Source organism: Streptomyces sp. NPDC005820 (assembly GCF_040630255.1).
Taxonomy (GTDB): Bacteria; Actinomycetota; Actinomycetes; order Streptomycetales; family Streptomycetaceae; genus Streptomyces.
Genome location: NZ_JBEXXE010000066.1, coordinates 22482 through 43212, shown reverse-complemented (window position 1 = coordinate 43212; position 20731 = coordinate 22482). Strand labels below are relative to the sequence as shown.

The 20731-nt window shown below is 74.8% G+C and carries 16 protein-coding genes; 10 read left to right on the top strand and 6 right to left on the bottom strand.

Annotated elements, in window-relative coordinates:
- Positions 1-450 precede the first annotated feature (450 nt).
- Together ABZ464_RS47410 and cyc2 are read left to right on the top strand one after the other, a co-directional pair.
- Positions 451-1854: a damage-control phosphatase ARMT1 family protein gene (locus ABZ464_RS47410; RefSeq protein ID WP_359288284.1), complete on the top strand. Its 1404-nt coding sequence runs from the start codon at positions 451-453 to the stop codon at positions 1852-1854.
- A 149-nt stretch (positions 1855-2003) separates the two neighbouring features.
- Positions 2004-4181 carry a germacradienol/geosmin synthase Cyc2 gene (gene cyc2, locus ABZ464_RS47405; RefSeq protein WP_359288282.1) on the top strand — a complete coding sequence of 726 codons (2178 nt, stop codon included), beginning with the start codon at positions 2004-2006 and terminating at the stop codon, positions 4179-4181.
- On the opposite strand, the gene ABZ464_RS47400 is transcribed toward cyc2, so the two are convergent.
- Positions 4169-4900 carry a hypothetical protein gene (locus ABZ464_RS47400; protein ID WP_359288280.1) on the bottom strand — a complete coding sequence of 244 codons (732 nt, stop codon included), beginning with the start codon at positions 4898-4900 and terminating at the stop codon, positions 4169-4171. The genes cyc2 and ABZ464_RS47400 overlap by 13 nt on opposite strands.
- A gap of 85 nt (positions 4901-4985) precedes the next feature.
- Between ABZ464_RS47400 and ABZ464_RS47395 the strand changes: the two genes are divergently transcribed.
- From ABZ464_RS47395 to ABZ464_RS47375, 5 genes are all read left to right on the top strand, one after another.
- Complete coding sequence (locus ABZ464_RS47395; protein WP_359288278.1) at positions 4986-5852, top strand: LysR family transcriptional regulator; 867 nt, start codon at positions 4986-4988, stop codon at positions 5850-5852.
- 116 nt (positions 5853-5968) lie between these two features.
- The gene (locus tag ABZ464_RS47390) at positions 5969-6535 is read left to right on the top strand and encodes a PDZ domain-containing protein (protein ID WP_359288276.1); all 567 of its coding nucleotides are present in this window, start codon (positions 5969-5971) and stop codon (positions 6533-6535) included.
- A 76-nt stretch (positions 6536-6611) separates the two neighbouring features.
- Positions 6612-7247, top strand: coding sequence for a LysE family translocator (locus ABZ464_RS47385; protein ID WP_359288274.1), 636 nt, complete (start codon positions 6612-6614; stop codon positions 7245-7247).
- 105 nt (positions 7248-7352) lie between these two features.
- Positions 7353-8480 carry an aminopeptidase P family protein gene (locus tag ABZ464_RS47380; protein ID WP_359288272.1) on the top strand — a complete coding sequence of 376 codons (1128 nt, stop codon included), beginning with the start codon at positions 7353-7355 and terminating at the stop codon, positions 8478-8480.
- A 61-nt stretch (positions 8481-8541) separates the two neighbouring features.
- A complete protein-coding gene (locus tag ABZ464_RS47375; RefSeq protein WP_359288270.1) occupies positions 8542-9474 on the top strand; it encodes an aminoglycoside phosphotransferase family protein in 933 nt (310 codons plus the stop codon).
- Positions 9475-9571: 97 nt separating this feature from the next.
- On the opposite strand, the gene treZ is transcribed toward ABZ464_RS47375, so the two are convergent.
- Complete coding sequence (gene treZ, locus ABZ464_RS47370) at positions 9572-11317, bottom strand: malto-oligosyltrehalose trehalohydrolase (RefSeq protein ID WP_359288268.1); 1746 nt, start codon at positions 11315-11317, stop codon at positions 9572-9574.
- 173 nt (positions 11318-11490) lie between these two features.
- On the opposite strand from treZ, the gene ABZ464_RS47365 reads away from it, so the two are divergent.
- From ABZ464_RS47365 to ABZ464_RS47355, 3 genes are all read left to right on the top strand, one after another.
- Positions 11491-12042: a DUF1707 and FHA domain-containing protein gene (locus tag ABZ464_RS47365; RefSeq protein ID WP_359288265.1), complete on the top strand. Its 552-nt coding sequence runs from the start codon at positions 11491-11493 to the stop codon at positions 12040-12042.
- A gap of 183 nt (positions 12043-12225) precedes the next feature.
- Positions 12226-13545 (top strand): M14 family zinc carboxypeptidase, encoded by a 1320-nt coding sequence (locus ABZ464_RS47360; protein ID WP_359288263.1) that lies wholly within the window; start codon positions 12226-12228, stop codon positions 13543-13545.
- Positions 13542-13991, top strand: a complete 450-nt coding sequence (locus ABZ464_RS47355; protein ID WP_359288261.1) for an SSI family serine proteinase inhibitor — start codon at positions 13542-13544, stop codon at positions 13989-13991. The genes ABZ464_RS47360 and ABZ464_RS47355 overlap by 4 nt, the downstream gene beginning before the upstream one ends.
- A gap of 36 nt (positions 13992-14027) precedes the next feature.
- Here the strand turns inward: ABZ464_RS47355 and ABZ464_RS47350 are convergent, their stop codons facing one another.
- The 4 genes from ABZ464_RS47350 to glgX all read right to left on the bottom strand — a co-directional run bounded on the left by ABZ464_RS47350 (position 14028) and on the right by glgX (position 20609).
- Positions 14028-15278 (bottom strand): M14 family zinc carboxypeptidase, encoded by a 1251-nt coding sequence (locus ABZ464_RS47350; protein ID WP_359288286.1) that lies wholly within the window; start codon positions 15276-15278, stop codon positions 14028-14030.
- Between the two features lie 129 nt (positions 15279-15407).
- Entirely contained in the window at positions 15408-16019 is a 612-nt protein-coding gene (locus tag ABZ464_RS47345; RefSeq protein WP_359288258.1) for a GNAT family N-acetyltransferase, read from the bottom strand.
- A 30-nt stretch (positions 16020-16049) separates the two neighbouring features.
- A complete protein-coding gene (treY, locus tag ABZ464_RS47340) occupies positions 16050-18392 on the bottom strand; it encodes a malto-oligosyltrehalose synthase (protein WP_359288256.1) in 2343 nt (780 codons plus the stop codon).
- 108 nt (positions 18393-18500) lie between these two features.
- Entirely contained in the window at positions 18501-20609 is a 2109-nt protein-coding gene (glgX, locus tag ABZ464_RS47335; protein ID WP_359288254.1) for a glycogen debranching protein GlgX, read from the bottom strand.
- Between the last annotated feature and the right edge of the window lie 122 nt (positions 20610-20731).

The following is a 20731-nucleotide window of genomic DNA, read 5'->3' as shown; positions in this document are numbered from 1 at the left end:
GGCCTCGCGGCCTGGCGGCCTCGCGGCCTGGCGGCCTCGCGGCCTGGCGGCCTCGCGGCCTGGCGGCCTCGCGGCCTCGCGGCCTCGCGGCCTCGCGGCCTGGCGGCCTCGCGGCCTGGCGGCCTCGCGGCCTGGCGGCCTGGCGGCCTGGCGGCCTGGCGGCCTCGCGGCCTGGCGGCCTCGCGGCCTGGCGGCCTGGCGGCCTGGCGGCCTGGCGGCCTCGCGGCCTGGCGGCCTCGCGGCCTGGCGGCCTGGCGGCCTGGCGGCCTCGCGGCCGTGGCTGGGGCGGGTGAGCATGGTCGGCCGGCGGCGCGTGATGCAGTGGGTGAGGGGCGACGGACGCTGCGGGGCTGACGGTCCGGCAGGGGGCCGGCCCACCCGTTCGGGGCGGACTGATCGCGTGGGCGGACAACGGGCAGGTGGGGCGGCCCGGGCGTTACGGTGAGCCGTATGCCCGACAACCCCGCTCCGTCGCCCGGCACCCCCACCCCGCCACCCGGAACTCCGGCCCCGCAGCCCGGCACCCCTACCGCGTCGCCCGGAACTCCGGCCCCGCAGCCCGGCACCCCTACCGCGTCGCCCGGAACTCCGGCCCCGCAGCCCGGCACCCCCACCCCGCCACCCGGAACTCCGGCCCCGCAGCCCGGCACCCCAACCCCCACCCCGCCGCCCGGAACTCCGCCCCCGCCGCCCGTCATCCTCGGTGACGAGCCCGGTTCGTTTCCGTACGGTGTGCTGGCCGAGCGGCACCCGGCGATCATTCGGCAGGTGCGGGACGCCTTCCCGTACGACCCCGCCGTGCACCACGCCCTGGACGCGCTGCTGGAGAGCTGTCTGAAGGGCGTGATCGAGCCGCTCCCCGTCGGCGCGCACGACGGGGACCGCTGGCGGGGCTGGGGCCTCGGCACGTACACCGGCCGGTCCTGGTTCGAGGTGCCGTGGCTGTGGTCGGAGAGCTACTTCTACCGCCGACTCCTCGAAGCCGTCGGCCACTTCGGCCCCGGCGTCTGGCAGGGACTCGACCCGTTCCGCCCCTTCAAGCACGCCGAGCTCGACGCACCCGAGACCGGCGAGGAGCTGGCCGCGCTCGACACCCTCCGCACCCGCCCGGCCGAGGAGCGCGCCCGCGCCCTGCTCCACGGCTCGCTCTGGGGCAACCGCGCCGACCTCGGCTTCCGCCTCTCCGACGCCGACGCCGAGACACGGGACGCCGCCCCGGGACTGGTCGCCGACGACAGCGAGGCCCTGTGGGCACTGCTCCCGGCCGGCCGCAGGACCCCCGGCACGGTCTGCCTGATCGCCGACAACGCGGGCCGCGAACTGATCCCCGACCTCCTCCTGGCCGCCCACCTGCTCGAACAGGGCCGGGCGGGCCGGGTCGTGCTGCACGTCAAGCCGTACCCGTACTACGTCTCCGACGCCACGCCCGCCGACGTCGTCGACGCGCTCCGCACACTCACGGCCGCCCCGGGCGAGGCCGCCGCGTACGGCCGACGGCTGTGGGCGGCGATGGCGGACGGCACCCTCGGCGTCCGCGCCCACCCCTTCGCCGCCGCCCCGCTCCCGTACGCCGAGATGCCGCCCGACCTGCGCGCGGAGTTCGGCGCGGCCGACCTGACGATCGTCAAGGGCGACCTCAACTACCGCCGCCTGGTGGGCGACCGCCGCTGGCCCCCCACCACCCCCTTCGCCGACACCGTCACCCACTTCCCCGGCCCGGTCGCCGCCCTGCGCACCCTCAAGTCCGAGGTGATCACGGGCCTCACCGAGGAGACCGAGTCGGCCCTGATCACGGCGGAGGCCCAACGCTGGCGCACCACCGGCACCCACGCCCTGATCCAGGTACGCACCTGAGCCGGGCCCGGATCGCCCCGCCCCCCCGCCCCGCCGCCCCGGCCGGGAAAAGTTCCCGATGAGCAAGCCCGGCCGCCCGGTTCACGCGATGGTGTGATCATGTGCCGCCCCGCGGATGGCCCGATGAGGCCCCGGGTAGGGGCCCGGCCATGAAGCAGCCGTTCGAACTCCCGCACTTCTACCTGCCGCACCCCGCGCGGCTGAACCCGCACGTCGAGGAGGCGCGCGCGCACTCGACGGGGTGGGCGCGCGACATGGGCATGCTGGAGGGGTCCGGGATCTGGGAGCAGGCCGACCTGGAGGCGCACGACTACGGCCTGCTCTGCGCCTATACCCACCCCGACTGCGACGGCCCCGCGCTGTCGCTGATCACCGACTGGTACGTGTGGGTGTTCTTCTTCGACGACCACTTCCTCGACATGTTCAAGCGCACTCCGGACCGCGCCGCCGGCAAGGCCCATCTGGACCGGCTCCCGCTGTTCATGCCGCTGGACCCGGCCACGCCCGTGCCCGAGCCGGGCAACCCGGTCGAGGCGGGTCTGAAGGACCTGTGGGCGCGCACCGTGCCGGCCATGTCGCAGGACTGGCGGCGCCGTTTCGCCGTGGCCACGGAACATCTCCTCAACGAGTCGATGTGGGAGCTGTCCAACATCGACGAGGGGCGGATCGCCAACCCCGTCGAGTACATCGAGATGCGCCGCAAGGTGGGCGGCGCCCCCTGGTCGGCGGGGCTCGTGGAGTACGCCACCGCCGAGGTCCCCTCCTCCGTCGCCGGTACGAGGCCGCTGCGAGTGCTGATGGAGACCTTCTCCGACGCCGTGCACCTGCGCAACGACCTGTTCTCCTACCAGCGCGAGGTCGAGGACGAGGGGGAGAACAGCAACGGCGTGCTCGTCCTGGAGACCTTCTTCGGCTGCACCACCCAGGAGGCCGCCGACACCGTCAACGACATCCTGACCTCCCGCCTCCACCAGTTCGAGCACACCGCGTTCACCGAAGTGCCCGCGCTCGCCGTGGAGAAGGGGCTCCGCCCGGACGAGGTCGCCGCCGTCGCCGCGTACACCAAGGGCCTGCAGGACTGGCAGTCCGGCGGCCACGAGTGGCATCTGCGTTCCAGCCGGTACATGAACAAGAGCGTGACCGCCGTCGCGCCCTGGCAGAAGCCGACCGGCCCCGGCACCTTCGCCGCCGACGTCGTCGCCCTGCTCGCCTCGGCGGCCGCGGAGCGCCTGCGGGCGTACGCGCACGTGCCGTTCCAGAAGGTCGGCCCCTCCCCGCTCCCGGACTTCCACATGCCCTACCGGGTCGAGCTCAGCCCGCACCTGGAGGCGGCCCGCCCCCGGCTCACCGCCTGGATGCACGCCATGGGCATGCTGGCGGAGGGCGTCTGGGACGAGGACCGGCTCGCCGCCGCCGACCTCCCGCTGTGCTCCGCCGGCCTCGACCCGGACGCCACCCCCGAGGCCCTCGACCTCAGCGCCGCATGGCTCGCCTGGGGCACCTACGCCGACGACTACTACCCGCTGTGCTTCGGCACCCGCCGCGATCCGGTCGCCGCCCGTGCCGCCACGGCCCGGCTCTCGGCCTGTATGCCGCTGGACGACGAGCCGGTGCCCGTCGTCCCCGTCAACGGCATGGAGCGCGGCCTGATCGACCTGTGGACCCGCACCACCGCCGCGATGACCCCCGACGAGCGGCGTCCCCTGCGCGCCGCCGTCGACAAGATGACCGAGAGCTGGGTGTGGGAGCTGTCCAACCACGTCCAGAACCGCGTCCCCGACCCGGTCGACTATCTGGAGATGCGCCGCGCCACCTTCGGCTCCGACCTCACCCTGAGCATGTGCCGCAGCGGCCAGGGCCCCGCGATCCCGCCCGGGATCTACCGCACCGGCCCCGTCCAGGCCCTGGAGAACGCCGCCATCGACCACGGCTGGCTCACCAACGACGTCTTCTCGTACCAGAAGGAGATCGAGTACGAGGGCGAGATGCACAACGCGATCCTCGTCGTGCAGAACTTCTTCGGCTGCGACCACCCGACCGCGCTCGGCATCGTCCACGACCTGATGACTCAGCGGATGCGGCAGTTCGAGCACATCGTCGCGTACGAACTCCCCGTCCTCTACGACGACTTCCAGCTGTCGGCCGCGGCCCGCGCCGCGATGGGGAACTACGTGGCCGACCTGCAGAACTGGATGGCGGGCATCCTGCACTGGCATCGCGAGGTCGACCGCTACAAGCCGGAGCATCTCGCCCGCCGCACCCACGGGTTCGTCCCGGACCGGCTCCCCACGGCACCCGTGCCCCGTACGGCGGCTCACACGGGCTGACGGCTGCGCGCGGCGTGTTCGACGGCGGCCCGTGCCAGGCCCCGGATCATCGGGTGCGGACGCGAGCCGTCGCCGTACAGCTCCGGCTGGAAGAGGGAGGCGAGGAAGAAGGGGTGGCCGGGCAGTTCCGCCATCCGTACCTGGCCGGACGTGTCGTGCCCCGTGAAGCGCAGACCGTGGGCGCGCAGGGTGTCGAGGTGGCGGGAGGGCCCGTAGTGGCAGGAGTAGCGCTCGACCGTGCGGTCCGCGCCGGTGAGAGTGTGGGCGAGGGATCCCGGCTCCAGCAGGACCGTGTCCTCGTGTCCGGCCAGGGAGCAGGCGAGGGGCTCGATGAGGAAGTCGTCGGCGCCGGGGTCGTTCTCGGCGTGCGCCACGTGCGGGAGCCCGCACACGTTCCGCGCGAACTCCAGCAGCGCGTGCTGGAAGCCTCCGCAGGTGCCCAGGAAGGGGATGCCCTCCTCGCGTGCGGTGCGGATCGCGTTCAGCACGCCCGCCTCGCTGCGGTAGGGGCTGCCCGGCACCACCCACACCGCGTCGAAGCCGCGTACCGCGTCCGCGTCCTCGGCGTCCTCGGACGGGATCCAGTAGGCGTCCAGGACCAGCCGGTCCCGGGCGGCGAGGGCGTCCAGCAGAAGGGGGACGCGGAGGTGCGAGACGACATTGGGGGAGCGGTCGCCGACCAGGGCGACCTCGGCGATCCGAGCTGCGGTGTCCGTCATGCCCCCATCCTGGGCGCGGCCCCCGGTTCACGTCCAACGATGATTGCTGCATTCTCCATAAGCACCACTGATGAGACCCTGGTGTATGGACCCGCACCTCCTGCGCACCTTCGTCGCCGTCGCCCGCCTCGCCTCCTTCTCCGAGGCCGCCCGGGACCTCGGCTACACCCAGTCGGCCGTCTCTCAGCACATCGCGGCCCTCGAACAGGACCTCGGGGCGGCGCTGCTCACCCGCCGCCCCGTCACCCCCACGGCGGCGGGCGAGCGGCTCCTGGAGCACGCGGGCCCGCTGCTGCTGCGCCTGGAGGCGGCCCGCGCGGACGTCGTACGGATCGCCGCCGCGCCCGCGCACGGGCTGACCCTCGCCACCGCCCCGACCGCCCTCGGCCCGGCCGTCCTCGCCGCGCTTCCGCCCGCCGGGGTGACCCTGCGCGTCCTCGCCCGCGACGAGGTCCCGGCCGCCGTCGCCGCCGGCACCGCCGACCTCGGCCTCGTGGACGGCCTGGCCGCGCCCAGCGACCCACTCCGGCTGCCCGACGTGGCGCCGCTGACCACGTACGGCGTGGCGGAGGAACCCGTGTGCGTCCTGCTGCCCGCCGCCCACCCGCTGGCCCGCCGCACCGGCCTGCGCCTCGGCGACCTCGCCGACGCCCGCTGGCTGGACGCCCCCGACACGGCCCTCCCGTTGCCCCAGCTGCGCGCCGCGAACGGCGGCCACGGCTTCCGGCCCGCCCTGCGCTACGACGGCACCGACGTCCGCCTGCTGACCGCGCTGGCCGCCGCCGGCCACGGCCTCGCGCTGCTGCCCCGCTCGGCGGCCACCGACGTCCCCGGCGCGGCCGCCGTCCCGCTCACCGAGCCCCGGGTCGTCCACCGCACCGAACTCGTCCACAGCGGTACGCCGTCGGGCGCGGCAGGGGCGCTGGTGGAGGCGCTGCAGGAGCGGGCGTAGCCCCCTTCGGGGGCACGGGGGACCGCTCGACCGGGTCCCCGCGCGCAATCAGTCTCACTCGTTCGAGGAACGTCACGCGCCGTGGCGCCGGGTAGGGCACCAGCCGGAGGCGATCCATGGAACAGACCACCTTGCGTCCCAAGCCCCTGCCCGGCCGGGAACCCGGCGGCGGCGCCGAGCGGGGCGGCCGGGCCCGCCGCCCGCCTGCCGCCCGCCGCGGCGGCCGGCTGACGACCTCGCTGCTCGGCCTGCTCGCCGGGGCGGTGCTGCTGCTCTCCGGCGTGGGCCTCGGCACGGTCGGGGCGACCGTGATCGGCATGAACCGGCTGGCGGAGCTCCACCGGGAGACGGTACGGGGCCTCGCCGGCCGCCCCGGTCCGGGCGACACCGCGCCGGCCGCGCCGTCGCCGCGGCCCGCCCGCGCCACCCTGGGCCTGGAGGCCGTGGACGCGGAGCGGGCGGGCGCCCGGATCGTCGCCGTCCATGTGCCCGGGCCCGGCTGCACCGCGGGGCTGGTGCGCGGCGACGTCCTGCTGGCGTTCGGCGGGACGCGGATCGACTCGGCGACGGATCTGGCCCGCGCGGTCGGCGGCGCCCGCCCCGGCCGCCGGGTCACTCTGACGCTCCGTCATGCGGGCGGCGGTTACCAGCAGGTGGTCGTGGTGCCCGGCGTCGTCGTGTGACCGGTTGGCACCTCACCGCCCGGTTCGTCGCGCGCCCCACTGGTCACGGCCGCCCCCTCGGGGCCACCATGAGCCCATGTTCGGCACCCTTCTCGCCTTCCTCGGCGCCTGCACGCTCGTCGCCGCCTCGCCCGGACCCAGCACCGTGCTGATCGTCAAGCAGTCGCTGCGCAGCCGCCGCGCCGGCTTTCTGACCGTCCTCGGCAACGAGACCGGCGTCTTCGTCTGGGGCGTCGTCGCCGCGTTCGGCCTCACCACCCTGCTGGCGGCATCCGAACTGGCGTACGACGTGATGCGTGTCGTCGGTGCGATCGTCCTGGTCTGGTTCGGCGTCCAGGCGCTGCGCCAGGCGCGCCGTGTGCGGCGGGACGGCGACGACGCGGCCGGAGCCACGGACTGGACCACCGAGGAGCGCGGCGGCCGGGCGTCCTACCGGGCCGGACTGCTGCTGAACCTCGCCAACCCCAAGGCGGCCGTCTTCGCCCTGTCCTTCCTGCCGCAGTTCGTCCCCGAGGGCGCCCCGCACCTGCCCGCCATGGTGGGCCTCGCCGCCCTGTGGGCCGTCTACGAGGTCGGCTACTACGGCCTCTACGTCTGGTTCGTCGGGCGGATGAGGACCGTGCTGTCCCGGGCCGGGGTGCGCCGGCGCCTGGAGCAGGTCTCCGGCGGCGTGCTGCTGCTCCTCGGCGTCCGCATGGCCCTGGAGACCTGACCGGACCCGGCCCCGCCGCCCGCGCCGCGCGAACCGGCTCGCGCGGCCCCCGCTGTCCGGGCAGGATGCTGCCCGTAGCCACCGTCACCACCGAGGGAGACCCGGATGACCGGCACCGCGCCCGCGCCCTTCACCGCCGACGACTACCGGGCCCGTATGGCACGGGCCGCGCGCGAGGCCGCCGACGCCGGACTCGCCGGGCTGCTCGTGGCGCCCGGACCCGACCTCGTCTGGCTCACCGGCTACGCGCCCCCCGCCGCCACCGAACGGCTCACCCTGCTCGCCCTCGCCCCCGGCCACGACCCCGTCCTCGTCGTCCCCACCCTGGAGGCCCCGGACGCGGCGAAGGCGGCCGGCGCCCCGGCGCTCACCCTGCGGGACTGGACCGACGGCAAGGACCCCTACGCCGTCACCGCCGGCCTGCTCGATCCGCGCGGCCGGTTCGGCGTCAGCGACAACACCTGGGCCCTGCACCTGCTCGGCCTGCAACGGGCCCTGCCCGGCACCTCCTACACCGCCCTCACCGAGGTGCTGCCGATGCTGCGCGCCGTCAAGGACCCGGCGGAGCTGGCGCTGATGGCCGCCGCGGGCGCCGCCGCCGACCGGGCGTTCGAGGAGATCCGCAGGCTGCCCTTCGCCGGGCGCCGCGAGTCCGAGGTCGGCGCCGACCTCGCCGGTCTGCTCCGCCGGTTCGGGCACTCCCAGGTCGACTTCACCATCGTCGCCTCCGGCCCCAACGGCGCCAACCCGCACCACGAGGTCGGCGACCGTGTCATCGAACGCGGCGACATGGTCGTCCTCGACTTCGGCGGCCTCAAGGACGGCTACGGCTCCGACACCTCCCGCACCGTCCACGTCGGCGAACCCACCGACGAGGAACGCCGGGTCCACGACCTCGTCCGCGAGGCCCAGGAGGCCGGCTTCCGCGCCGTACGCCCCGGGGTCGCCTGCCAGGAGGTCGACCGGGCCGCCCGCGCGGTCATCGCCGACGCCGGGTACGGCGCCCACTTCATCCACCGCACCGGCCACGGCATCGGCGTCACCACCCACGAGCCGCCGTACATGATCGAGGGCGAGGAGCAGCCCCTCGTGCCCGGCATGTGCTTCTCCGTGGAGCCCGGGGTGTACCTGCCCGGCCGGTTCGGGGTACGCATCGAGGACATCGTCACCGTCACCGAGGACGGCGGCCGCCGCCTCAACGACACCACCCGCGAGCTGGTCGTCGTCGACTGAGCCCGCCCCACCGAGCCCACCCCAGGAGTCCGGCACCCACCCGAACGGCAACGGCGCGATCATGACCCAGGCACCGACACCCACCGCGGACACCGTCCGCCGACTGGTCCGCGCACTCCTCAAGGAGGGCGACCGCGGCGGCCCGGGACCCCAGGTGCGACCCGTCGCCGAGGAGGGCGGGCACTGGACCTGGTGGGTCGGCACCCGCCATGTGCTGCGGCTCGCCCCCGACCACGAGGCCACCGTCCGCCAGCGCCGCGAACTGCGGCTGCGCGACCTCGTCCGCCCGCATGTGCCCGTCGCCGTGCCGACCGGCGTCGCGCACGGCGAGTGGTCGCCCGGGCTCACCTACACCCTGGACACCAAGGTGGCCGGCGGCACCGCCGAGGAACACGACGTGTCCGCCGTCGGCGAGGCCGACCTCGCGGGCCTCCTCGGCGGGCTGCGCGAGGTGCCGCCCCGGCAGGCCGAGGCGCTCGGCGTGCCGCGCACCGCCCCGCGCTCCCTGGAGGCGCTGCGCCGCAGGGCCGTGGCCGCCGCCGACACCCTCGCCCGTGCCGACGAGTTCGACCCCGCGCGCCTGCACCAGCTCACCCAGGCCGGCGCGGCCCAGCTCGCCGCCCAGCCCGCCACCGCCGTGCTCGTCCACCACCGGCTGCGCGGCGAGCACCTCGTGGTCAGCGCCGACGGCCGGGTCCGGGGTGTCCTCGACTGGACGGACGCGGTCCTCGGCGACCCCGCCGAGGACATCGCCGGACTCGCCCTCGCCGTGGGCTCCGGCGCCGCCGTCCGCGCCGCCACCCTCGCCGGCTATGGCGCCCGCCCCTGCCTGCGCGGCCTGTGGCTCGCCCGCTGCGACACCGTCACCCACCTCGCCGACCGCCTGAACGGCCAGGGCACGACCCCCCTCCCCCTCCTGCACACCCACCTCCGCCACGCCTGGGAGGCGATCCTGCTGGAGCGGGTGACGGACTTCCGGGAGGACGAGGACTAGGGGCGCGGGGAACTGCGCGACCAGCCACGACACTCCCGCACCCGGCAGCCGGACAGAACCCGCCACACCCGACCCCGCACCCCCGCCCACCCCCACCTCACTCCTGCAACAGCACCACGCACGACTCCCCCGGCACCTCCAACACCCCGGCCGCCCCCGGCACGGAAACCGGCTCCCACGCGGCAAGCACCCGGGCCGGCCGCGCCCCCAGCGGGATCGCCGCCGGGCCCGGGCCCAGGTTCACCGCCACGCGCACGTCCCCGCGCCGGAAGGCGAGCCAGCGGGCCCCGGCGTCCTGGGCGACCTTGATGTCGGCGAGGTCGGGATCGGTGAGGTCCGGCTGCGCGTGCCGCAGCGCGATCAGCTCGCGGTACCAGGCCAGCACGCGCGCGTGGGGCTCCCGCCCCGGCTCGGACCAGTCCAGACAGGAGCGGTCCCGGGTCGCCGGGTCCTGCGGGTCCGGTACGTCCGTCTCGGCCCAGCCGTGCCCCGCGAACTCCCGCCGCCTGCCCCGCCGTACGGCCTCGGCGAGCTCGGGATCGGTGTGGTCGGTGAAGTACTGCCAGGGCGTGCCCGCCGCCCACTCCTCGCCCATGAACAGCATCGGCGTGAACGGGGCGGTCAGCGTCAGCGCCGCCGCGCAGGCGAGCAGCCCGGGGGAGAGGGACGCCGCCAGCCGGTCGCCCTGTGCCCGGTTGCCGACCTGGTCGTGGGTCTGGGAGTAGCCCAGCAGCCGGTGCGCGGAGACGCGGGCGCGGTCCAGCGGGCGCCCGTGGCGCCGGTCCCGGAAGCCGGAGAACCCGCCGTCGTGGAAGTACCCGCCGGTGAGGGTCCGGGTGAGCGCGGCGAACGGGTCGCGCGCGAAGTCGGCGTAGTAGCCCTGGGACTCCCCGGTGAGCGCGGTGTGCAGGGCGTGGTGGAAGTCGTCGTTCCACTGGGCGTGCAGCCCGAGTCCGCCCTCGCGGCGTGGTGTGATCAGCCGCGGGTCGTTCAGATCGGACTCGGCGATCAGGAACAGCGGCCGGCCCGTCTCCGCGGCGAGCGCGTCCACGGCCGTCGACAGCTCCTCCAGGAAGGGGTACGCGCGCGTGTCGGCGAGCGCGTGCACCGCGTCCAGCCGCAGCCCGTCGAGCCGGTAGTCCCGCAGCCAGGCCAGCGCACTGCCCAGCAGATACGCCCGCACCTCGTCCGAGCCGGGCGCGTCCAGGTTGACGGCCGCGCCCCAGGGCGTGTGGTGGCGCTCGGTGAAGTACGGGCCGAACTCCGGCAGGTAATTCCCGGAGGGCCCCAGGTGGTTGTGCACGACGTCCAGGACCACGCCGAGGCGCAGCTCGTGCGCCCGGTCGACGAACCGCTTCAGCCCCTCGGGACCGCCGTACGGCTCGTGCACCGCCCACGGCGAGACCCCGTCGTACCCCCAGCCGTGCCGGCCCGGGAACGAGCACAGCGGCATCAACTCCACGTGGGTGATACCGAGTTCGGCCAGATGTTCCAGGCGCCCGGCGGCCGCGTCCAGGGTGCCCTCGGCGGTGAACGTGCCCACGTGCAGCTCGTACAGGACCGCGCCCGGCAGCGGGCGCCCGGACCACGGGACACGCCAGTCGTAGCGGCCCTGGTCGACGACCGCGCTCCGTCCGTCCGGCCCGTCCGGCTGACGGCGCGAGCGGGGGTCCGGGCGGACCGGACCGTCGTCCACCGCGAAGCCGTACCGCGTGCCGTCGGCGGCCTCCGCCTCGCCCGTCCACCAGCCGGCCCGCTCCGGATCCGGCCGGAGCGCGCGGGTGACGCCGTCGCACTCCAGCGTCACCCGGCCGGCCTGTGGTGCCCACACCTCGAACTGCACGGACGGTTCCCCTTACGTCTGCTCACCGTGATGTAGCCGGGTCCATCGTGCTGCAAACGGATCCGTCCAGCGGGGCAACACCCCCATCGCCGGGGGTGTCTTCGGCCACGCGTGCGTGCGAGCGTTTACCCGTTTTCTGGACACCCGGGGTTCACTGACCGACAATCACGAGCGTGACGTCGTCTTTCGAGGTGAACCCGTACCCCGCGCGGTTGTCCGACGCGGAGCGCGACAGGGCGCTGAAGGTGCTCCGCGACGGCGTCGCCATGGGCCGTCTGTCGCACGACACGTTCATCCGGCGCATGGAACTCGCGCTCGCCGCCCGCCGCTCCGACGAGCTGGTCGCGCTCACCGCCGACCTGCCCAAGGAGAGCCGCCTCTCGCGCGTGGTCTTCGGCTCCGTGGAGGCCGTGTCCGGGTTCACCGTGCGGCTGCGCCTGGCCTGGCAGGCCGAGCGGCTGCCCAAGCTGCTGCTGCCGCACCCGGGCACCGAACAGGCGCTGCGCATCGGCCGCGACCCGGTCAACGGACTGCGGCTGACCCACGAGAGCGTCTCGCGGGTGCACGCCGAACTCACCCGCCAGGGCGGCATGTGGGTGCTGCGCGACCTCGGCTCCACCAACGGCACCAGCGTCAACGGCCGCCGGGTCATCGGCGCGGCCGTCGTCCGCGAGGGCGACCAGGTCTCCTTCGGGAAGGTCGCGTTCCGCCTCTCCGTGAACTGACACCGGGCCACCGCCGGTCGCCCGTACGGCGCCGGCTCGACCGGCTTGCCCAAGTAACGGCGGATACGGCGGTGTTGACGTACCCCCGGGCCATGACTCAGGGTGCGTAGACCGGATACGCCCGGTGAAGCGACGGCGCCGTCATGGAGGTGTGCCCTGCCGCCACTCCTCCGCTACCCGACCGTGGACGAACTCGCGGCCCGCGCCGCCGCGCTCGCCGCCCGTCACCCCCGGGACGCCCGGCTGCGCCGCGTCGGGTACTCCCGAGCGGGCACCCCGCTGTGGCTGCTCTCCGTCGGCCGGGGCACCCGCCAGGTCCTCGTCGTCGCCGGACCGCACGCCAACGAGCCCGCGGGCGGCGCCACCGCCCTCCGGCTGGCCGAACGGGCCCTCGCCGACCCCCGGCTCACCGACGGCGCCGACGCCACCTGGAACCTGCTGCTCTGCCTCGACCCCGACGGACTGCGCCGCAACGAGGGCTGGCTGACCGGCCCCTACACCCTCGGCCGCCACTTCCGGCACTTCTTCCGGCCCGGCTTCCTGGAACAGCCCGAGTGGCTGCCCGACGGGGCGGCCGCCGCCGCGCTCCCGGAGACCCGGGCGCTGCTCCGCCTCCAGGACGAACTGAAACCTTTCTTCCAGTGCTCGCTGCACGGCGTCGACGTCGGCGGCGGCTTCGTCGAACTCACCCGTGATCTGCCCGGCCTCGACCGCCGCATCGCGCACGCCGCCGCCCGGCTCGGCATCCCGCGCGAACTCGGCGCGTACGACACCCTCTACTGGCCGGTACTGGGACCCGCGGTCTACCGGATCCCGCCGCCGCACCGGCGCGACCTGGCCGCCGCCATCACCGAGGCCGCCGTCGAGTCGACCTGGTACCACCCGCACCGGCACGGCACGGTCACCGCGGTCGTCGAGGCGCCCATGTGGGGCGTGGCCGCCGTCGGGGACGGCTCCCCGCCCGCCGACCGGGACGCGGCGCTGCGGTCCGTGAGCGGCGCCCTGCGCCACGACACCCGGGTGCTGGAGGACATCCTCGCGCGGGTGCGGCCCCGGCTCGCCGGCGCGCCCGAGGCCGACCGGCTGCTCGCGCCCGTCGACGACTACCTCCTGGTCTGCCCCGGGCTCGCCGACGCCTGGGACCCCGACACCGCCGACCCCGGGCACCCCCTGCCGCCGCTCAGCACCGCCCATCTGACCGCCCTGCGCATCGCCGGCCGGCGCATCGCGGTCCGCACGGCGGGTCTGCTCCACCAGCTCGTCACCGGCTCCGGCCGCGACCCGGCCGGAGTCCTGCCGGAGCTGGACGCGCTCATCGACCGCTGGTGCGCCGCCTTCCGGGACGACTGCCAGGCCCGCTGGATCCCGGTGGCGCGCCAGGTGGAGTACCAGGCGCGGGTGGTGCTCGCGGCGTTCGAACTGGCCGGGCGGCCCCCTCGGCCCACGCGTTCGGGTGAGCCGGACTGGGGAACCCAGGCCGCCGTGCCGATGCACCGGGAATGAGACACTCGCACCCCCTCTCCCCGGCCCCCCTGCTGCCCGCCGTGGCCACCCTCCTCCTCGCCGCCGCCGGTGCCGCTCCGGTACAGGCGGCCTCCCAGGACCCCCAGCCCGGCAACTGGCTCCAGCTCTCCGTCACCCGGGACACCGCCCCCTCCGACGACACCCGCGGCACCCTGCTGCTGTGCGGCCCGCCCCAGGGCCACCGCCGCGCCGCCGAGGCCTGCGACCAGCTGACCGCGGCGAACGGCGACCTCCACGCCCTCCCGGCCGCCCAGGACACCATCTGCACCCTCGTCTACGCCCCCGTGACGGCCCACGCGAGCGGACAGTGGAACGGCAAGGCCGTCGCGTACACCCAGACCTTCGCGAACGCCTGCGAGATGGAGGCCCGCACCGGCGCGGTGTTCGCCCTGGACGACACCGGGACCACCGCACCCGGAGCCTGACCCCGGCACCGCCGAGGGGGTGGCGCGGGGCCTGCCCTACGCCGCCCCCTCGCGCGCGTGCAGGGCCGCCGCGACGACCGTGCGGCTCTGGTGCTCGACCTGGTGCTCCAGCGGCACCCAGCGGGCGCCGAAGCGCACGGCGAACGCGTCGCTCCACATCCCGACGAGCTGTTCCAGCCGTGGGGCGGCGTGGTCGTCGCTCTCCTGCAGCACCCGCCACAGCATCGCCGCCGCCCTCAGCGGCAGCCGCCGGGCGAAGGCGTCCACACTGCCGACGTACGCCATCGTCGTGTCGGCGGGCGGGGTGTGGGTCCAGTCCGAGGCCAGGCCCGGCACCAGCTCCAGCCCCCACCGGGCCGCCCGCAGCAGCGGCCCGTCCACGCCCTCCAGGCGCGGCAGCGCCTCGGCGAGCACCCGCTCCACCTCCCGCGCGTCCCGCAGCAGCCGCTCCGCGAGACGCCGGATCGCCGCGGCCGGCGCGGGATGCGGAGCGGAGTCGTCCACCAGGTCGCTCGCCCACATCGGCACCTCCACCACCGCCGTCAGACCGCCGTAGCGATGGGCGTGGTACCAGGTGCTGTGCCGGGCGTCGTCCGGCATGCTCGGGTACGCCGCACCCGCGTCGGCGTCCGGCATCACCCGCACCCCCGGCCCGGAGACCGGCCAGCCCGCCGCGTCCGAGGCGCCCGTCTCGACGGGGATGTGCAGCTGCGCCGCGGACTTCGCGAACGGCTCGGCGAGCCCCGGGATGTCCTTCGTCAGCTGCACCCAGCTGCCGCCCAGATCGGTCCCGTGCAGGGTCACCTGGAGGTAGGGCCGCAGCTCGTCGATGACCCGGGTCAGCGCGCGCGTCTCGGGCGGCAGCCGGTCGGGCGGCAGCACGGCGGGCGACCACTCCGGCTGCTCCGGACCCGCCGGCCGGAAGAACCCCAGGTGGTACTCCAACAGGCTGCGCGGCGCGGGCGTGACATGCAGGCTCGCCCCGTCCGGGTCCGCGCACAGCAGGAAGTGCCAGGAGGTTCCGTTGCGCAACTCCCGTTCGTGCAGCACCCGTTCCGCCAGGGACAGCAGGGTGGGGCCACCGGTGGGCTCGTTGGCGTGGGCGCCCGCGACGACCAGCACGGCCCGCCGGGCGCGCCCGACGGACAGCAGATGCAGCGGACGGCCCGCACGGGAGAGCCCCACCTGGCGCAGGGCGCACAGTCCGGGATGTCGCGCGGTCAGGGCCCGGGCGCTGGTCGTCAGTTCGGTCACCGTGGGGTAGCGCAGCACCGGCAGGAGACTCACCCCCGTCATGTCCGACCGGCTTCGCTCTCCGCAGTACCCCACGGACTCTGGGAACTGTCAAGAATGCCCAGGGGAGCCTCCGGGGGGCGCCCGGAAGCGCGCGCGGACGCAGACGGGGCGGCAGCGCGCCTACGCCCCCGCCGCCTCCCCCGTCGCCGGCCCCGCCACCGCCCGCGTCACCACCCAGTGGTGCTTGCCGAGCCGCCGTACCGGGGTGAACCCCCGGCCCTCGAACAGGGCGAGCGTCCCGTTGTGCAGGAAGGACGCGGACACCGAACGGTCGGCGGTGTCCTCCGGGTAGCTCTCCACGGAGCCGCCGCCGAGCCGGGCGATCTCGTGCAGCGCGCCGTCCAGGGCGGCCGCCGCCACCCCGCGCCGCCGGTGGTCCCGGGCGACGAAGAAGCATGTGATCCGCCAGTCGGCCGGATCGCGTGGTCCGCCCTCGCGGCCGGCCAGATACGCCCGGCGGTGCTTGATCCGGGGCAGCTCGTCCACCGGACCGAACTGGCACCAGCCGACGCACTCCGGCCCGTCGTAGACCAGCGCCGCATGCGCCCGGCCCGACCGGACCCGGGCCTCCTTGTCCTCGCGGTTCAGCGACGACGTCCTGCTCCCGCCGACGCCCTCCTCGTGGAAGGCCATGCACCAGCAGCCGCCCCACACACCGTTGTGCCGCTCGACGAGCCGGGCGAAGTCCGGCCAGGTGTCCTCGCCCAGGGGTCGCACGCCGTAGTCCGTCATCGGCCTCTCCCTGCCTCTCTCCCCGCCCGTTCAGTCCACGCGCTCCAGCAGCGCCACCGGCAGCTCCGCGAAGAGTTCCGCCACGCGCGCGTGCCCCTCGAACCCCCGCCCCGGCGCCAGGACGTCCGCCCACCGTCCCGGCGGCAGCGGCAGCCGGGTCTCCCGCCACCCGCCCGCCCGCGCCAGCCGCAGCGACAGCCGGGTCACGGCCGTGACCGTCTCGCCCGAACGCGCGAACGCCAGGCAGTGCTCCCCGGCCGGCCCCTCGGCGGTCAACGGCTCGTACGCCGCCGCGGCCCCGAACGCGGCGGGCCTGCTCCGGCGCAGCCGCAGCGCGGCCCGGGTCACGGCCGCCTTGGTGCCGGGATCCTCGGGCGGGAACCGTACGGGACGCCGGTTGTCCGGGTCCACCAAGGCGCGGCAATCGTTCTCGGTCCCCTGGTAGACGTCCGGCACGCCCGGCATCGTCAGATGCACCAGGGCGGTGCCGAGCACATTGGCCGCGATGTGCGGCTCCAGCGCGCGCCGCAGCGCCGCCACCGGTTCGCCGGGCTCCCCGCACGGGCCCGCCGCGACGAACGCGGCCACCGCCTCCTCGTACGGCGGCTCCTGCTCGGTCCAGCTCGTGTACAGGCCCGCCTCGCGCACATGCTTCAGCAGCGCCCCCTGGACGCGCTCCGCGGCCGCCGGGCCGAGCCCGAAGACCGTCTGCCAGGCGACCCACGCGAGCTGGCCGTCCGGTACCTCCGGCTCCGCGCGCGTGACCCGCTCCAGGACCTCCGCCCAGCGGTCCGGGCACTCGGTGAGCACGGCCAGCGCGGCCCGGACGTCGGCGCTGCGCTTGGTGTCGTGCGTCGACACGACCGTCCCGGTCGCCGGCCAGTCGCGCTGCACGCGCGCGCAGTACGCGTGGAACTCCGCCGGGGACACCCCGGGGCGGCCCGGCTCGCCGCCCACCTCGTTCGCCGCGAGCAGCGGGACGTACCGGTAGAACGCGGTGTCCTCCACCGACTTGGCGCGCAGCGCGGAGGCCGTCTGCGCGAACCGGGCCCGGAACTCCGCGCGCAGCGGACCCTCCCCGCCGAGCACCAGCGCCCGCACCGCGTCGACGGCGCCCGCCTCCTCCGCCACCGTGAACGCCCGCCGGGCCTCCTCGGCCGCCTGCTCGGTGACCACGGCGGCCGCGTCGCCCGAGGTGTACGGCCGGTAGACCTCCATCCGGACCAGCAGCTCCTCCAGCGCCGTGCGCAGCGCCCAGGGCGCCCGGTCGCGCAGCACCGGATCCGGGGCGTCCGCGCAGATCCGGGACGCGAGCCGGGTCAGCCGGTCCCGTTCGGCCGCCAGCTCGTGCGACAGCACCCCGTACGCCGCCCGCCGCGCGGTCGCCGCCCAGTCGCCGCCGCGGTCCGTCTGCGGGGCCGCGAAGCGCCGGTACAGGCCGAGCAGCTCCGCCGCCCCCGCGGGGTCCGTGAACAGCCCGTCGACGCGGCGCAGGGCGTCGTAGCCGGTGGTGCCGGCGACCGGCCAGGACTCCGGCAGCCGCTCCCCGTCCGCGAGGATCTTCTCCACGACCGTCCAGCGCCCGCCGGTGGCCTCGTGCAGCCGCTCCAGATAGCCGTCGGGATCGGCGAGCCCGTCCGGGTGGTCGATCCGCAGCCCGTCGAGCACGCCCTCGTGCAGCAGCCGGAGGATCGTGCCGTGGGTGGCCTCGAAGACCTCCGGGTCCTCCACCCGCACCCCGATCAGCTCCGAGATGCTGAAGAACCGCCGGTAGTTCAGCTCGGTGCGGGCCAGCCGCCACCACACCGGCCGGTACCACTGGGCGTCCAGCAGCCGCGGCAGCGGCAGCCCGGCGGTGCCCTCCCGCAACGGCAGGACATGGTCGTAGTAGCGCAGCACCCCGCCGTCGACCCGCAGCCGCTCCAGCTCCTCGCCGACGGGGTGGCCGAGGACCGGGAGCAGCAGCCGCCCGCCGCCCGCCTCCCAGTCGATGTCGAACCAGCGCGCGTACGGCGACCCGGGACCCTCCCGCAGCACCTCCCACAGGGCGCGGTTGTGGCGCGGGACCATCGCCATGTGGTTCGGCACGATGTCCACGACCAGCCCGAGCCCGTGCTCCCGCGCGGTGGCCGCCAGCGCCCGCAGCCCCTCCTCGCCGCCCAGCTCCTCGCGCACGCGCGCGTGGTCCACCACGTCGTAGCCGTGCGGGGAGCCCGGCACGGCCTCCAGGACCGGCGAGAGGTGCAGATGCGACACACCGAGCGAGGCCAGGTACGGCACGGCGGCCGCCGCGGCCGCGAACGGGAACGCGGGCTGGAGCTGCAGCCGGTAGGTGGCCGTGGGCGTGACGGGAGCGGGGCGCGCAGGGGTCATGAACACCTACGTACCCGCCCCGCCCGCTTTCCTGTCACCGGGGTCGCCGGGGTTGTCGGAGTCGCCGGGCTCACCGGTCACCGGCGCACCCGCGTTTTACCGGCGGGCTCACGCCGGCCGTTGCAGGACCGTCATGCTTCGGTCCGTCAGGGTGAGCCGGTCGCCGGCCTGCACCTTGCGGCCCCCGCCCGGTGCGACCGGCTCCGGGTCGGCGGTGTCCAACACCACCTGCCACTGCCGCCCGTGGTCGACCGGCACCACGAATTCCAGCGGCTTGGGCGAGGCGTTGAACAGCAGCAGGAAGGAGTCGTCGGTGATCCGCTCCCCGCGCGGGCCCGGCTCCGAGATGGCGTTGCCATTGAGGAACACCGACAGCGCCGAGGCCTGCGCCCGCTCCCAGTCCCGCTGGGCCATCTCCCCGCCCTCCGGGGTGAACCAGGCGATGTCCGACAGCTCGTCGTGGGTGCCCTCCACGGGCCGCCCGTGGAAGAAGCGCCGCCGCCGGAACACGGGGTGCTCGCGGCGCAGCCGGGTGAGCGCGCGCGTGAAGTCCAGCAGCTCGCTGCCGTCCTCGGGCCAGTGCACCCACGCCAGCTCGCTGTCCTGGCAGTAGGCGTTGTTGTTGCCCTTCTGGGTGCGCCCGAACTCATCCCCGTGGCTGATCATCGGCACGCCCTGGGACAGCAGCAGCGTCGCGACGAAGTTGCGCATCTGCCGGTCCCGCAGCCCCCGTACCCGCGGATCGTCGGTCTCGCCCTCCGCCCCGCAGTTCCAGGACCGGTTGTGGCTCTCGCCGTCCCGGTTGTCCTCCCCGTTGGCCTGGTTGTGCTTGTCGTTGTACGCCACGAGGTCGTGCAGGGTGAACCCGTCGTGGCAGGTCACGAAGTTGATCGAGGCCAGCGGACGGCGGCCGTCGTCCTGATAGAGGTCGGAGGAACCGGTCAGCCGGGAGGCGAACTCCGCCAGGGTGCGCTGCTCGCCCCGCCACAGATCGCGCACGGTGTCCCGGTACTTGCCGTTCCACTCCGTCCACAGCGGCGGGAAGTTGCCCACCTGGTAGCCGCCCTCGCCCACGTCCCAGGGCTCCGCGATCAGCTTCACCTGGGAGACGACCGGGTCCTGCTGCACCAGGTCGAAGAACGACGACAGCCGGTCCACCTCGTGGAACTGCCGGGCGAGCGTCGCCGCGAGGTCGAAGCGGAAGCCGTCCACATGCATCTCGGTCACCCAGTACCGCAGCGAGTCCATGATCATCTGCAGGACGTGCGGCGACCGCATGAGCAGCGAGTTCCCGGTGCCCGTCGTGTCCGTGTAGTAGCGGGCGTCCTCGGACAGCCGGTAGTACTTCTGGTTGTCGATGCCCCGGAAGGACAGCGTCGGGCCCAGATGGTTGCCCTCGGCGGTGTGGTTGTAGACCACGTCGAGGATCACCTCGATCCCCGCCTCGTGCAGCGCCCGCACCGCCGACTTGAACTCCAGCACCTGCTGGCCCCGGTCGCCCCAGGAGGCGTACGCGTTGTGCGGGGCGAAGAAGCCGATCGTGTTGTAGCCCCAGTAGTTGTTCAGGCCCATGTCGACCAGCCGGTGGTCGTTGACGAACTGGTGCACCGGCATCAGCTCCAGCGCCGTCACCCCGAGCCCCGTCAGATGCTCGATCACCGCCGGGTGCGCGAGGCCCGCGTAGGTGCCGCGCAGCTCCTCCGGCAGCCCCGGATGGAGCATCGTCAGACCCTTCACATGGGCCTCGTAGATCACCGTGCGGTGGTACTCGGTGCGCGGCGGCCGGTCGTCGCCCCAGTCGAAGTACGGGTTGACCACCACCGACGACATCGTGTGCGGCGCGGAGTCGAGGTCGTTGCGCCTCTCGGGGGAACCGAAGGGATACCCGTACACCTCCTCGCCCCAGCGGACCGCGCCGGCGACCGCCTTCGCGTACGGGTCGAGCAGCAGCTTCGCCGAGTTGCAGCGCAGCCCGCGCGCGGGGTCGTACGGACCGTGCACCCGGAAGCCGTAGCGCTGACCGGGCATCACGCCCGGCACGTACGCGTGCCGGACGAACGCGTCGCTCTCGCGCAGTTCCACCGCCGTCTCCGAGCCGTCGTCGTGCAGCAGACACAGCTCTACTCGGTCCGCGGCCTCCGTGAAGACCGCGAAGTTCGTGCCGGCGCCGTCGTACGTGGCGCCGAGGGGGTACGCCTCTCCAGGCCAGACCTGCATGAACCGACTCTTTCAGGTGTGCCGCCGAGCCGGGGGCGCCTTGGCGCCCGAGTCTCGCGGAAACTGATGGAACCGCCTTCGACTTACTGCCCTCTTACCTGTCGACCAGTGCATACGCCGGC

What these genes read in the sequence shown, in the direction of transcription:
- ABZ464_RS47410 (WP_359288284.1), top strand. Translation starts at nt 451, where the DNA reads ATGCCCGACAACCCCGCTCCGTCGCCCGGCACCCCCACCCCGCCACCC.
- cyc2 (WP_359288282.1), top strand. Translation starts at nt 2,004, where the DNA reads ATGAAGCAGCCGTTCGAACTCCCGCACTTCTACCTGCCGCACCCCGCG.
- ABZ464_RS47400 (WP_359288280.1), bottom strand. Translation starts at nt 4,900, where the DNA reads ATGACGGACACCGCAGCTCGGATCGCCGAGGTCGCCCTGGTCGGCGAC.
- ABZ464_RS47395 (WP_359288278.1), top strand. Translation starts at nt 4,986, where the DNA reads ATGGACCCGCACCTCCTGCGCACCTTCGTCGCCGTCGCCCGCCTCGCC.
- ABZ464_RS47390 (WP_359288276.1), top strand. Translation starts at nt 5,969, where the DNA reads ATGGAACAGACCACCTTGCGTCCCAAGCCCCTGCCCGGCCGGGAACCC.
- ABZ464_RS47385 (WP_359288274.1), top strand. Translation starts at nt 6,612, where the DNA reads ATGTTCGGCACCCTTCTCGCCTTCCTCGGCGCCTGCACGCTCGTCGCC.
- ABZ464_RS47380 (WP_359288272.1), top strand. Translation starts at nt 7,353, where the DNA reads ATGACCGGCACCGCGCCCGCGCCCTTCACCGCCGACGACTACCGGGCC.
- ABZ464_RS47375 (WP_359288270.1), top strand. Translation starts at nt 8,542, where the DNA reads ATGACCCAGGCACCGACACCCACCGCGGACACCGTCCGCCGACTGGTC.
- ABZ464_RS47355 (WP_359288261.1), top strand. Translation starts at nt 13,542, where the DNA reads ATGAGACACTCGCACCCCCTCTCCCCGGCCCCCCTGCTGCCCGCCGTG.
- ABZ464_RS47345 (WP_359288258.1), bottom strand. Translation starts at nt 16,019, where the DNA reads ATGACGGACTACGGCGTGCGACCCCTGGGCGAGGACACCTGGCCGGAC.
- treY (WP_359288256.1), bottom strand. Translation starts at nt 18,392, where the DNA reads ATGACCCCTGCGCGCCCCGCTCCCGTCACGCCCACGGCCACCTACCGG.
- glgX (WP_359288254.1), bottom strand. Translation starts at nt 20,609, where the DNA reads ATGCAGGTCTGGCCTGGAGAGGCGTACCCCCTCGGCGCCACGTACGAC.